This window comes from Bradyrhizobium oligotrophicum S58 (assembly GCF_000344805.1).
Classification (GTDB): Bacteria; Pseudomonadota; Alphaproteobacteria; order Rhizobiales; family Xanthobacteraceae; genus Bradyrhizobium; species Bradyrhizobium oligotrophicum.
In genome coordinates, this window is the sequence record NC_020453.1 from 5184369 (window position 1) to 5197265 (window position 12897).

Annotated in this window: 10 protein-coding genes; all 10 read right to left on the bottom strand. The window is 66.4% G+C overall.

Features of this window, described 5'->3' with window-relative positions; all coding sequences use genetic code 11:
• Nucleotides 1–274 precede the first annotated feature (274 nt).
• On the bottom strand, nucleotides 275–2236 hold the full coding sequence (locus S58_RS22405; RefSeq protein ID WP_015667652.1) for an alpha amylase C-terminal domain-containing protein: 1962 nt from the start codon (nucleotides 2234–2236) through the stop codon (nucleotides 275–277).
• Nucleotides 2237–2258: 22 nt separating this feature from the next.
• A complete protein-coding gene (locus S58_RS22410; RefSeq protein ID WP_015667653.1) occupies nucleotides 2259–2630 on the bottom strand; it encodes a tRNA-binding protein in 372 nt (123 codons plus the stop codon).
• 686 nt (nucleotides 2631–3316) lie between these two features.
• The gene (locus S58_RS22415; protein ID WP_015667654.1) at nucleotides 3317–4291 is read right to left on the bottom strand and encodes an ABC transporter ATP-binding protein; all 975 of its coding nucleotides are present in this window, start codon (nucleotides 4289–4291) and stop codon (nucleotides 3317–3319) included.
• Nucleotides 4288–5277, bottom strand: a complete 990-nt coding sequence (locus S58_RS22420; RefSeq protein WP_042340857.1) for an ABC transporter ATP-binding protein — start codon at nucleotides 5275–5277, stop codon at nucleotides 4288–4290. Before S58_RS22420 ends, S58_RS22415 begins: the two co-directional genes overlap by 4 nt.
• Nucleotides 5278–5533: 256 nt before the next feature.
• On the bottom strand, nucleotides 5534–6451 hold the full coding sequence (locus S58_RS22425; RefSeq protein ID WP_015667656.1) for an ABC transporter permease: 918 nt from the start codon (nucleotides 6449–6451) through the stop codon (nucleotides 5534–5536).
• Nucleotides 6448–7389 carry an ABC transporter permease gene (locus tag S58_RS22430; RefSeq protein ID WP_042340858.1) on the bottom strand — a complete coding sequence of 314 codons (942 nt, stop codon included), beginning with the start codon at nucleotides 7387–7389 and terminating at the stop codon, nucleotides 6448–6450. The genes S58_RS22425 and S58_RS22430 overlap by 4 nt, the downstream gene beginning before the upstream one ends.
• 118 nt (nucleotides 7390–7507) lie before the next feature.
• Complete coding sequence (locus tag S58_RS22435; protein ID WP_015667658.1) at nucleotides 7508–9109, bottom strand: ABC transporter substrate-binding protein; 1602 nt, start codon at nucleotides 9107–9109, stop codon at nucleotides 7508–7510.
• A gap of 299 nt (nucleotides 9110–9408) precedes the next feature.
• Nucleotides 9409–10365, bottom strand: coding sequence for an N-carbamoyl-D-amino-acid hydrolase (locus S58_RS22440; protein ID WP_042340859.1), 957 nt, complete (start codon nucleotides 10363–10365; stop codon nucleotides 9409–9411).
• A 93-nt stretch (nucleotides 10366–10458) separates the two neighbouring features.
• Nucleotides 10459–11988: an aldehyde dehydrogenase family protein gene (locus S58_RS22445; protein ID WP_015667660.1), complete on the bottom strand. Its 1530-nt coding sequence runs from the start codon at nucleotides 11986–11988 to the stop codon at nucleotides 10459–10461.
• 7 nt (nucleotides 11989–11995) lie between these two features.
• Nucleotides 11996–12877 carry an NAD(P)-dependent oxidoreductase gene (locus S58_RS22450; protein ID WP_015667661.1) on the bottom strand — a complete coding sequence of 294 codons (882 nt, stop codon included), beginning with the start codon at nucleotides 12875–12877 and terminating at the stop codon, nucleotides 11996–11998.
• Nucleotides 12878–12897 lie beyond the last annotated feature (20 nt).

Sequence of the window (12897 nt, forward strand, 5' to 3'; positions counted from 1 at the left end):
GTGGAGATAGCCGGGTCTCCTCGCGCATAACGCTCTGCGCATGGAATTGCACGCTCTCTCCACGCCGTCATTCCGGGGCATTCGCGCGCAAAATGGCGAAGCCATTTTGAGGCAGCGCGGATGAGCCCGGAATCCATAACCACGACCGGCTGTTTGTCGAAGATTGGCGCCACGATCACCTCGTGTCACACGCCAGCCTGTGGTTATGGATTCCGGGCTCGCGCCGCTGCGCGACGCGCCCCGGAATGACGAGGAGAGAGCGCGGCACAGCCCATCACCCTCGCGCAAACACCAGCACGCCATTCGCCGGGATGGTCACGTCAGCCGAGCATGGCTGGCCGTGCAGCGCCGGGCCGCCTGCGGTCACCGCGCCGTTGTTGCCGACCACGCCGGGATTGACCCAATTGTCGTAGACGTCGCTGTTGAACACCTCGTGCCACGTCCCCACCGCCGGAAAGCCGATCGCGTAGTCGTGCCACGGCGTCTCGCTCAGGCTGACGATCACCACCACGTCGTCGCCCTGGCCGTCCCAGCGGTGGAACGCCAGCACGCGGTTGCCGTCATGGACGTGGACGATGGCGCAGCCTTCGGCGGTCAGCGCCGGATGGGTGCGGCGGATCGCGATCAGCTCGCGCGTGAAGCGCGTCGCATCCGCGGTGATCTTGTCCTCGCCGTCGAGCAGCGCCCAGTGGATCGTCGTGTCCGGGTTCGGCGTGTCGCTCCACGGCCTGTCCTCGAACAGCTCCTGGCCCATGAACAGCATCGGTATGCCCGGCGCAGTCAGCAGAAGGCTCGTGGCGACGCGGCTGCGGCTGCGCGCATACCAGCAGCGGCTGTCGAGGGGATCGGCGAGGCGCGGGATGCGCGGCTCGCGGCCGGCATAGACGATGTCGTGGTTCTCGATCGAATTGACCGCGCGCCAGCGCTTGTCGAGGCTGAGATCGGCGATCGCGGCCGCGATCGGCTGCATCGGGACGACAGCCCCTGCGCCACCGGCCGCGCTGGCGATGGCCCCTCGCACCGCGAGCCGCAGGGCGTCGCTCCAGGTCGCATCGAACCCGGCGCCGCCGATCGCGATGTCCTTCACCACCCATGGATTGACCGGCCAGTATTCGGCGATCTGGATCGCGTCCGGCTTCTCCGCGCGCAATGCCTCGGTGAGCTGCTGGCAGGTTGCCCAGCCGCCGAAATGATCCATCACGCTGACCTCGTCGAAGCGCAGGCCGTCGGCGTGATATTCGCGATAGAACATGATGGCGTTGTCGACGAGATACTGCCGCACGTCGGCGTTCCAATAGGCGAACACCTGCCCGCCGGCCCTGCCCTGGTCGGTGAAATACAGGCTGCGGTTCGGATCGCCGTACGACTGGCGGTCGAAGAACCAGATGCTGTTCTCGTCGAAGCCGCCGCCGGCGTGGTTGTAGACGACGTCGAACAGCACGGCGATGCCATGGACATGGCAGACGTCGATCAGCGCGCGCAACTGGTCGTCGCAATGGCGCAGCGTCTCGACGCCGGCATAGGGCGCAGCGCCCGCAGCGGTCAGGATCTCGTTGGTGCGCGCGACATAGGCTGCAAGATGCGCCTCTTCCGCCTCGCCATAATCCGTCTCCGGGCTGAACAGGTCGGTGCCGTTGTAGCCCATGCTGAACATCGACGGGAATTCCTGCACCGGCAGCAGCTCGATGGCGTTGATGCCGAGCCTGGCCAGATGCGGCACGCGCTCGATGACGTCGAAGAAGCAGCCGTCTGGATTGCCGGCCTTCATGTCGAAGGTGCCGACATGGAGCTGATAGATCACGAGCTCGTTGTAAGGCGGCGGCGTGAAGTCGATGTCGTGCCAGGGAAACGCCTGGGGGTTGCGCAGCACCGCATGCGATTGCGGGAACGGCGGATCGACCGTGAGCAGCCGCGCATGCGGATCGCGCTTGTAGCCGGAGGTGCCCTCGCCCTCGACGAAATACATATAGGCGTCGCCGTCCTTGAGGGACGGCACGAAGATCGCCCAATGGCCGTTGCCGATCGGCGCGAGACGGCAGCTCGCATCCTGCGCCCAGTCGTTGAACGGGCCGGAGACGTAGATGGCGGTCGCGTGCGGCGCGAACACGCGGAACGTGGCGCCGCCGGTCACCAGGGTGCCGCCCATGGGAGCCTGGAGAAGATGCATCTGCCTGAGTGAGATCCTGAGGCCTTCGGGGAATGGCGGCAGCGTAACAGGTTCGAGCAGCATATCCATCGCGGTCACTCTCCCCCGGTACTCAGAACAGACGCGCGCCATTCGGCACGGCCCTGTCGGGCTGGAACAGCACGACGTTGCCCTCTTCATCGGGAAAGCCGAGCGTCAGCACCTCGGACATGAACTTGCCGATCTGGCGCGGCGGGAAGTTGACGACGCCGGCGACCTGGCGGCCGACCAAGGTCGCCGGATCATACAGCGCAGCGATCTGGGCGCTGGAGCGGCGGGTGCCGATGCCGGGGCCGAAGTCGATCGTCAGCTTCAGCGACGGCTTGCGGGCTTCGGGATAGGCCTCGGCCGCGACGATGGTGCCGACGCGGATGTCGACGGCCAGGAACTGGTCGAAGCTGATGGGGGCCGCCGCTGGTGCCGTGGGGTCGTGGGACAGATGCATGGCGGCCTCATCGAACGCAGGACTGGCCGCGGGGAAGGCGTGGTTCCCGGCGCGGCTCGGAATGGAGATTCCTCAACCGGATCAATTTCTAATCGCCAGCTCGGGCGGTGACAATGCACCGTCCTGGGGACGGCGTCCCGCGCACACGACTGGCCGGCCCGGTGTGGCGGATGGGTCGCAGGCCGAGCAAGGCAACGCCGTCGTCTCGGCGGCCCTGCGCGGCTCCGACACCCTCCGCTGTCGTCCCTGCGAACGCATGCGAACGCAGGGACCCATAACCGCAGGACGATGTCGCGACGCGAGCCGGCACGGCTTGCGCAAGCTAACGACCGACACGGAGTATGGATCCCGGGTCAGCGCCCCGCCGCCGCCTCGCGCCGTCGCGGCTTGCCCGGGACGACAGCGGAAGGTGGCGAAAGAGCTGAGGTCCAGCAGACCGCGCTCCGCACATGGACCCTGAGTCATGCTCTTCGAGACCATGCACGCTCTATCCTCGGTCATTGCGAGGAGCGAAGCGACGAAGCAATCCAGGGCGGCATCCGTGGCCCTGGATTGCTTCGCTGCGCTCGCAATGACGCGGTGAGAGCGTGCGTTAGCTGGTAGCCCGCATGAGCGCGGCGATATCCGGGGTCGTACGTGCTGTATCGGAGAACCCGGATGTCGCTGCGCTCATCCGGGCTACGGCTTCACGCATTCTCCAGATGACACGCCACCCACTGATCCTCGCCCTTGTGCCTGAGCTCCGGTGCTTCGCTGCGGCAGCGGTCGAACGCGAGGGGGCAGCGGGTGTTGAAGCGGCAGCCTTTCGGCGGATTGACCGGGCTTGGGACGTCGCCCTTGAGGATGATGGGGGTGCGCTCGGCGCCGGGCTCGGGGATGGGCACGGCTGAGAGCAGCGCCTTGGTGTAGGGATGGCCAGGCGCGGCAAAGATCTGCTGCCTCGGCGCCATCTCGACGATCTTGCCGAGATACATCACGGCGACGCGGTGCGTCATGTGCTCGACGATGGCGAGGTCGTGGCTGATGAACAGCAGCGCCAGGCCAAACTCGCGCTGCAAATCCTGCAGCAGGTTGACGATCTGCGCCTTGACGGAGACGTCGAGCGCGGAGACCGCCTCGTCGCAGACGATCAGCTCGGGCTTGGCGGCGAGTGCGCGGGCGATGCCGATGCGCTGGCGCTGGCCGCCGGAGAATTCGTGCGGCCGGCGGTTCACGGCATCGCGCGGCAGCCGCACGATCTCCATCAGCTCGGCGATGCGGGCGTCGCGCTCGGCCGCGTCCTTGGCGAGGCCGAAATTGTTGATCGGCTCGGCGAGGATGTCGCGGATCCGCATGCGCGGGTTGAGGCTGGAGAACGGATCCTGGAACACGACCTGGACGCGGCGGCGCATCTCGCGCAGGCTGCCCGGGCCGAGATCGTCGATGCGCTTGCCGTCGAGCACGATCTGGCCGGCGGTGATGTCGAACAGCCGCAGGATGGCGCGGCCGACGGTCGACTTGCCACAGCCGGATTCACCGACCAGCGACAAGGTCTCGCCGCGCGCGATCTCGAACGAGACGCCGTCGACCGCGTGCACCTTGCTCTTGCTGCGGCCGAACAGGCCGCTGCGGATCGGAAAATGCTTCTTGAGGTCGTTGACCTGGAGCAGCGGCATGGTCATGCGGCGGCCTGCTCCTTCGCGGCGAAATGGCAGGCGGCGATGTGGTGCGGTGCCTTCTGCTCCAGCCCCGGCGCATATTGCCGGCAGACGTCGGTGGCGAGCGCACAGCGGCCGGCGAACACGCAGCCCTCGATGCGCTGCTTCAGGTCCGGCACCTGGCCGGGAATCTCGGCGAGGCGCTTCGTCTCCCCCGACAGCGACGAGCCGAGCTTCGGCAGCGCGCCGAGCAGGCCCTGCGTGTAGGGATGGCGCGGCGAGCGGAACAACTCCTTGACCGGGGCCTCCTCGACCTTGCGGCCGGCATACATCACCATCACGCGCTCGGCGACTTCGGCGACGACTCCGAGATCATGGGTGATCAGGATGATCGCGGCGCCGACGCGCTGCTTCAATTCCAGCATCAGCTTCAGGATCTGCGCCTGGATGGTGACGTCGAGCGCGGTGGTCGGCTCGTCCGCGATCAGGAGCTTAGGATTGCAGGCCAGCGCCATCGCGATCATCACGCGCTGGCGCATGCCGCCCGATAATTGATGCGGATATTCGCGGACGCGGCGTGCCGGCTCGGGGATGCCGACGAGGGTCAGCATCTCGACCGCGCGCGCCTCGGCCTGCGCCTGGTCGAGGCCCTGATGCAGCCGCAAGGTCTCGCCGATCTGGCGGCCGACGGTCAGCACCGGGTTGAGGCTGGTCATCGGCTCCTGGAAGATCATCGAGATGTCGTTACCGCGGAGCTGACGCATTTCGCGGTCGGAGAGCGTCAGGATGTCCCTGCCCTCGAGCTTGATCGAGCCCGCGATCTTGCCGGGCGGTTCCGGGATCAGGCGCATCATCGACATCGAGGTCACGGACTTGCCGCAACCGGATTCGCCGACGATGGCCAGCGTCTCGCCGGGATTGACGTAGAACGACACACCGTCGACGGCGCGGTTGATGCCGGAGGGCGTGCGGAAGTGCACCTGCAGGTTCTCGACCTCGAGCAATGGCATCATTTCAGCTCCTGGCGAGAGATCGAGGCCGCATGTTGGCCACGCGCAGAATCGTAGCCCGGATGAGCCGACGACTGCGCCCGCAGGGCGGAGGCGGACGCGACATCCGGGTTCTCACGCACCGTCACTGGTGAACCCGGATGTCGCTGTCGCCGACGCCGAAGAGGCGTCGGCTGGCGCTCATCCGGGCTACAAGGAGCCGGCGCCGAGACCGGCGCTGCACGTTGGCCAGCCTCTCGGCTTCTCAAAAGTCCGTTCATGGGCTCTTCGCCATGCGCGGGTCGAGCGCGTCGCGGAGGCCGTCGCCGACGAGGTTCACGGCGAGCACGGTGACCGAGAGGAACGCGGCGGGGAAGAACACGATGTAGGGCTTGACCTGCCAGAGCGCGCGGCCCTCGGCCATGATGTTGCCCCAGGACGGAATGGTCGGCGGCGTGCCGGCGCCGATGAAGGACAGGATGGCCTCGGTGATCATCGCGCTGGCGCAGATGTAGGTGGCCTGCACCAGCATCGGCGCCGTCGTGTTCGGCAGGATGTGGCGCAGGATCACCATCGGCGTGCGCGTGCCCGAAGCGACGGCGCCGTCGACATAAGGCTGCTCGCGCAAGGAGAGCACGACGCCGCGCACGAGGCGCGCGACGCGCGGAATCTCGGCGATGGTGATGGCGAGAATGACGTTGCCGACGCTGCCGCGGGTCAGCGCCATCAGCGCCACGGCGAGCAGGATCGGCGGGATCGACATCAGCCCGTCCATGCAGCGCATCAGGACGCCGTCCGCCCAGCGCACGAAGCCGGCGACGAGGCCGATGGTGAGACCGATCAGCGACGCCGCCAGCGCGACCGACAGGCCGACGGTGAGCGACACACGGGTGCCGTAGAGCACGCGCGAATAGATGTCGCGGCCGAGCGCGTCGGTGCCGAACCAGAAATCCGCCGACGGCAGCCGCGTGCGCTTGGCTGGCGCGATGGCGGTGGGATCAACGGTGAACAGGAACGGCGCGAACACGCCGATGATGACGAGCAGCAGCAACAGCGCGCCGCCGATCGCGACCGTCGGATGGTTGCGCAGGAAGCCGATGGCGCCGCGCCGGATTTTCGGCGCGACCATCAGGTCCGGCAGAGCGGGCGCGATGACGAGGCCCGGCGGCGGAGACGTTGTGGTCGTGGCGGTCAATAGCGGATCCTCGGGTCGACCAGGGTGTAGGTGATGTCGATCAGGAGATTGACGAGCACGTAGACGAAGCTGAAGAGCAGCACGATGCCCTGGATCACCGGATAGTCACGGCGCAGGATGGCGTCGATGGTCAGCCGTCCGAGGCCGGGGATGGCGAACACGCTCTCGGTGACGACGGCGCCGCCGATCAGAAGCGCGATGCCGATGCCGACCACGGTGACGATCGGCACCGCGGCGTTCTTCAGCGCATGGATGAACAGGATGCCGCCCTGCCCCAGCCCCTTGGCGCGCGCGGTGCGGATGTAGTCCTGCTGCAGCACTTCGAGCATGGCGGCCCGGGTGATGCGCGCGATCAGTGCGATGTAGACGCAGCCGAGCGCCACCGAAGGCAGGATCAGGTTCTGCAGCCAAGGCCAGAATCCTTGCGCGAGCGGCGTATAGCCCTGCACCGGCAGCCAATCGAACTTCAAGGCAAAGACATAAGCCAGGATGTAGCCGACCACGAACACCGGCACCGAGAAGCCGAACACGGCAAATGCCATGATCACCCGATCGATCCAGGTGCCCGCCTTCCACGCCGCGACGACGCCGAGCGGCACCGCGACGATGATGGTGAGACACAGGGTCACCATCATCAGCGACAAGGTCGGCTCGATGCGCTGGGCGATCAGCGCCGACACCGGAAGACTGGTGAAGATCGAGGTGCCCAGATCGAAATGCAGCAGGCGCCACACCCAGCTGCCGAACTGGACCAGGAAGGGCTGGTCCAGTCCGAGATTGGCTCTGATGCGCTCGACGTCGGCGGGGCTCGCCTGGTCGCCGGCAATGATCACGGCCGGATCGCCCGGCGCGATGTAGAGCAGGCTGAAGACGAACAGCGCGACGATCGCCATCACCGGCAATGTCGACAGCACGCGTCGGAGCGCATAAGCGAGCATGAGGTGTCTTTCGCCCGAGAACATGCTGCGTTTCCTCGGAAACGCAGCATGTTCTCATCCCTTATGTTTTGAGCATGATCTTGTCGGAAAACCGGTGCCCACTTTTCCGGATCATGCTCTACGCCGTCTTCGACACGCCCCAGAACAGCGGGATCGGCCCCTTGGTCACGCCGGAGACGGTCTTGCGCCACGCGGTGTAGCCGAGGAAGAACCCGGTGGGTGCGAACACCACGTCGTCGATCGCGGCCTTGTTGATGCGCGCGGCAACCGCCTTCTCCTCGTCGAGCGACTTGGCGGCGAACCAGTTGGTGATCTCCGTCTCCACCGGCTCGCTGGTCGGCCAGCCGAACCAGGCCTTGTCGCCATTGGCGCGCAGCGCGGTGTAGGCGGCCGGGTTGATGCAGTCGGCCCCCGCATGCCAGGTGTGGAACATGTGCCAGCCGCCTTGCGCGGGCGGTGTCTTCTGGGCGCGGCGGGCGCCGACGGTGCCCCAGTCGGTGGCGACGAAGTCAACATTCATGCCGAGCTTCTTCAGGAGATCCGCGGTGACGTCGCCGAACGCCTTGGTGATCGGCTGGTCCTGCGCGACGACGCAGGTGATCGGCTCGCCCTTGTAGCCGGCCTCCTCGAGCAGCTTCTTGGCGCCGGCGAAATCGCGCTTGCCCTTGAGGATGTCACCGCCGGCCTCGGTGTAGAGCGGCGTGTCCGGCGTGAAGAAACCGGGCAGCGGCTTCCACAGCGCGTTGTCGTCGCCGACCAGCGCGCGCATGTAGTCTTCCTGGCTCAGCGCCATCAGGATCGCCTGGCGCGCCTTCACGTTGTTGAACGGCGCGTGCAGATGATTCATGCGGAACGAGCCGACATTGCCGAGGGGATCGCCGATGTCGACGCCGATGTTCTTGTTGCTCTTCAGAACGGGCACCAGATCGGTGATCGGGTTCTCCCACCAGTCGACCTCGCCGTTCTGCAGCGCGGCGGCGGCCGTCGCCGGATCCGGCATGATCACCCACTCGACGCGATCGACCAGCACCTTCTTGCCGCCGGCAAGCCACACCGGCTTTTCCTCGCGCGGCACGTAATCGGTGAACTTCTCGAACACGGCTTTCGCGCCGGGCACCCACTCGCCCTTGGCGAATTTGAACGGGCCGGAGCCGACATATTCGGTCATCTGCTTGAACGGATCGGTCTGCGCGATGCGCTCGGGCATGATGAAGGCGCACGGCGCGTTGCCCTTGCCGAGCGCGAACAGCATCTTCGGGTAAGGCTGCTTCAGCACCCATTTGAAGGTCTTGTCGTCGACCGCGGTGAGTTCGTTCTGGATGGCCTTGAGCATCAGGCCCATCGGGTCGCGCGCCGACCAGCGCGTGAGGCTGGCGACGACGTCCTTGGCGAGCACCGGCGTGCCGTCGTGAAATTTCAGGCCGGGGCGCAGCTTGAAGGTCCAGGTCAGGCCATCGGACGAGACCTCCTCGGACTCCACCATCTGGCGCTGCGGCACGAACTGGTCGTCGATGCCGTACAGCGTGTCCCACACCATCGCGGCCGCGTTGCGCACGACATATTGCGTGCCCCAGATCGGATCGAAATTGGCGAGATTGGCCTGCGGGACAAAACGCAGCGTGCGTGCGGCCGCACCTTGCGCAATCGCCGGCGCCGCAAACCCCGTCAGAGCCAGGCCACCCGCGCCCGCCAATCCCTTCAATACCGTTCTGCGATCCATGTTCTCTCCTTATGCAACGTGCCTGAGTTCAATTGCCGAAATTGTAAGCAAACGCCATGCCATGCGCGTGGAGTGCATTCATTTGAACGCAAATGAGGCATCGGGCGCAAGAGCCCTGCTCTCTCCTCTCGTCATTCCGGGGCGCGCGTAGCGCGAGCCCGGAATCCATAGCCACAGACCGCTGTGTGGGGCATGGAGGTGATGACATCTCGTCTCACGACATCGGCCTGTGGTTATGGATTCCGGGCTCATCGCTGCGCGATGCCCCGGAATGACGGAGGATAGAGAGGCGCCACGCATCACTCTTTCTGCACCGGCGAACCATCCGCCATCAGCGCCGTGCCCTTGCGCTCGACGATCATGCCGTAGGCCTGCGGCTGGCGATGGACGTCGAAATTGAAGATCGTCTGCTTGTAGGAGTTGCACAGATCGAGGTCACAGCGCGCCAGCGCGATCTCGTCGCCCTTGGTGGCGCAGGCGGCCACGATCTCGCCCGAGGGGGCGATGATGCAGCTGCCGGCGATGTGGTCGATGCCCTCCTCGATGCCGCCCTTGGCGACGCCGATCACCCAGGTGCCGTTCTGATAGGCACCGGACTGCATCACGAGGCGGTTGTGGAACAGCGAGAGGTCGTCATGCTCCGGCGCGGGCGGATTGTGCACCGGCGTGTTGTAGCCGATCAGCACCATCTCCACGCCCTGCAATCCCATCACGCGATAGGTCTCGGGCCAGCGGCGGTCGTTGCAGATCGCCATGCCGATGACACCGCCGAACGCATTCGCCACGCCGAAAGACTTCCCCGGCTCGAAATAGCGCTTTTCCAGATGCTGGAACTTGCGCCACGGCTCGTGCTCGGCATGTCCCGGCAGATGCACCTTGCGGTATTTCGAGACGATACGCGCGTCCTTGTCGACGAGAATGGCGGTGTTGTAGCGGCGCACGATGCCGTCTTCGATCGTGAGCTCGGCATACCCCAGGCAGAAGCCGATGCGCAGCTCCTTCGCGAGCGCGAACAAGGCCTGCGTGTCCCGCCCCGGCATCTCGCGCTCGAAATAGAGATCGATCTCGGCCTGATCGGCCATGTACCAGCGCGGGAAGAAGGTCGTCAGCGCGAGCTCGGGATAGACGATCAGGTCGCAGCCATTGGCGTGCGCCTGTCGCATCAGCGCGCTCAGCCGCGCAACCACCGCGGTCCTCGTCTCGCTCTTGGCAATCGGGCCGAGCTGACCAATGGCGACGTTGACGAAGCGCGGCATCATTCTGTTCCTTATTTCGGAACGAACCTGTCGTTCCGTCGGCGCGCAGCTCTTGCACCGATCATGCCACGCAGCCCCGCCAGCGCAAGCATCTCATTCGCGAATGCCAGGCGCGTAGCCGAACGCCGCCGCAGGCTCGGCCGCGGTCTCGACCCACACGCTCTTCACCTGCGTGTATTCATAGAGCGCCTCGACGCCGGAGGAGCGGCCATGGCCGCTGTTGTTGTAGCCGCCGAACGGCGAAGCGACGTTGATGGTCTTGTAGGCGTTGATCCAGAACGTGCCGGCCTTGACACCAGCTGCAACGCGGTGTGCGCGCGCGACGTCGTTCGTCCAGACCGCACCGGCGAGGCCGAACTCGCTGTCATTGGCGATGGCGATCGCCTCCTCTTCGGTGTCGAAGCGGATCGCGGCGACGACGGGGCCGAACACTTCCTTCCGCGCGATGCCCATGGCGTTGGTGACGTTCTTGAGCACGGTGGGGCTGACGTAGTAGCCGCCGAACTGGGTCTCGCCATGACTGCCGGTGACGATCTCAGCCCCCTCCTCCGCGCCCTCGCGGATCAGCGACAGCACATGGTCATATTGCCTGGCGTTGTTGATCGGACCGACCTCGGTGTCAGGCGACAGCGGATTGCCGCATCTGATCTTGGCGGCGCCCTGCGCGACCAGATCGACGAAGCGGTCGTACACCGCGCTCTGCACCAGCAACCGCGAGCCGGCGACGCAGCTCTGGCCGGCGCCGCCGAAGATCGCGGCCTGCGCGCCAACCGCGGCGCGTTTCAGATCGGCGTCATCGAACACGATGTTGGCCGACTTGCCGCCGAGCTCGAGCACCGACGGCACGAGGCGCCGCGCCGCGGCTTCGCCGATCAGCCGCCCGGTCGGCACCGAGCCGACGAACACGACCTTCTTCACCGCGGGCTGCGCCAGCGCCGCCTGTCCGGTGGTGTGGCCGAAGCCGGCGAGCACGTTGACGACGCCTTTCGGCAGCCCCGCGCCTTCGGCGATCACCGCGAGCGCCAGCGAGGTCAGCGGCGTCAGCTCCGAGGGCTTGAGCAGCACCGCATTGCCCATGCTGATCGCGGGCGCGATCTGCCAGCCCGCGGTGAAGACCGGCGCATTCCACGGCGTGATCTGCAGCACCACGCCCATGGGCTCGCGGCGGGTGTAGTTGAGATGGCTCGTCGGCACCGGGATGACGTCACCGTGGAATTTGTCGGCCCAGCCTGCGTAGTACTCGAACATCTCCGCGACCTTGGCGACCTCGCCTCTGGTGTCGCGGATCGGCTTGCCCGCCGAGAGCGCTTCGAGCTGTGCGAGCGGCTCAGCATTGGCGAGGATCGCCCGCGCGATGGCCTGCATGATGCGGCCGCGGCCCGCGGCGGTTACCTTCGCCCATTCCGCCTGCCCGGCCGCTGCAGCCTGCGCCGCGGTCGCGGCGACATCGGCGCCGGCATCGGCATAGCTGAACAGCACCTTGCCGGTCGCGGGATCGTTCACGGTGACGGTCGCGCCAGTGCCGATGACGGGCTCGCCGCCGACATGCGAGCCGATGATCTCGACATCAGGCCAGAACGGCAGCGTGGCTGCGCGCAAACGGGGATCGATGAAATGGGTCATGGCACTCTCACGGCTTCGACTGAGGGCCGAGCTGCAGCTCGACGATGCGGTTGAAATCCTCGGGGTCCGCGATGCTGGCGGCGCTGTCGGCCCAGATGCGTGCGGTGTCGGCTGCGATCGGCAGCGCGAGGCCTAGCTCGCCGATGAACTGCGCCGCGAGCCTGACGTCCTTGCGCATCAGCTGCATGGTGAAGCCGGAATCGAACGCGCCGTTGAGGATCCAGTTGGGCACGTTGACGAGCGTCACGCCTGATCGTCCCGAGCCGGCGTTGAGCCCTTCGAGCAGCCGCTCGGCATCGACGCCAGCAGCATTGGCGATACGCAGCGCTTCCGCTGACGTGAGCAGATGCGCCGCGCAAAGCAGATTGTTCACGATCTTGGCGACGTTGCCGGCGCCGACGCTGCCGACATGCACGCGCCTGGCGCTCATGCGCTCCAGCACCGGCAGCACGCGCGCGAGATCGTCATCCTCGGCACCGATCACCATCGTCATCGTGCCGCTCGCCGCGCCCTTCGGCCCGCCACTGACCGGCGCATCGACGAAACCCATGCCACGGGTCTTGAGCAGCGCAGCCAGCCGGCGCGAGGTCTCGGGATGCGACGTCGAGGTATCGACGATCACGACGCCCGGCCGCGCATGGGCGAGAATGCCATCGGCGCCTTCCACAACATCAGCGACGATCTCCGCCGTCGGCAACGAGAGGATGACGATATCAGCGGCCGCGACGACCGCGCCGATGCCAGCGGCGATCGCGATGCCCTCGGCCGCCAGCGCCTCGCGCGTCGCTGCGAGCGCGTCATAACCGGTGACGGCGAAGCCCGCGCCCTTCAGCGTGAGCGCCATGCCGCGCCCCATATTGCCAAGTCCGATGATGCCGACCGCGCCCACGAGGCCTCCTGCCAGAATTG

Coding starts and splice junctions, on each gene's coding strand:
- S58_RS22405 (WP_015667652.1), bottom strand. CDS start 2,236: ATGGATATGCTGCTCGAACCTGTTACGCTGCCGCCATTCCCCGAAGGC.
- S58_RS22410 (WP_015667653.1), bottom strand. CDS start 2,630: ATGCATCTGTCCCACGACCCCACGGCACCAGCGGCGGCCCCCATCAGC.
- S58_RS22415 (WP_015667654.1), bottom strand. CDS start 4,291: ATGACCATGCCGCTGCTCCAGGTCAACGACCTCAAGAAGCATTTTCCG.
- S58_RS22420 (WP_042340857.1), bottom strand. CDS start 5,277: ATGCCATTGCTCGAGGTCGAGAACCTGCAGGTGCACTTCCGCACGCCC.
- S58_RS22430 (WP_042340858.1), bottom strand. CDS start 7,389: ATGCTCGCTTATGCGCTCCGACGCGTGCTGTCGACATTGCCGGTGATG.
- S58_RS22435 (WP_015667658.1), bottom strand. CDS start 9,109: ATGGATCGCAGAACGGTATTGAAGGGATTGGCGGGCGCGGGTGGCCTG.
- S58_RS22440 (WP_042340859.1), bottom strand. CDS start 10,365: ATGCCGCGCTTCGTCAACGTCGCCATTGGTCAGCTCGGCCCGATTGCC.
- S58_RS22445 (WP_015667660.1), bottom strand. CDS start 11,988: ATGACCCATTTCATCGATCCCCGTTTGCGCGCAGCCACGCTGCCGTTC.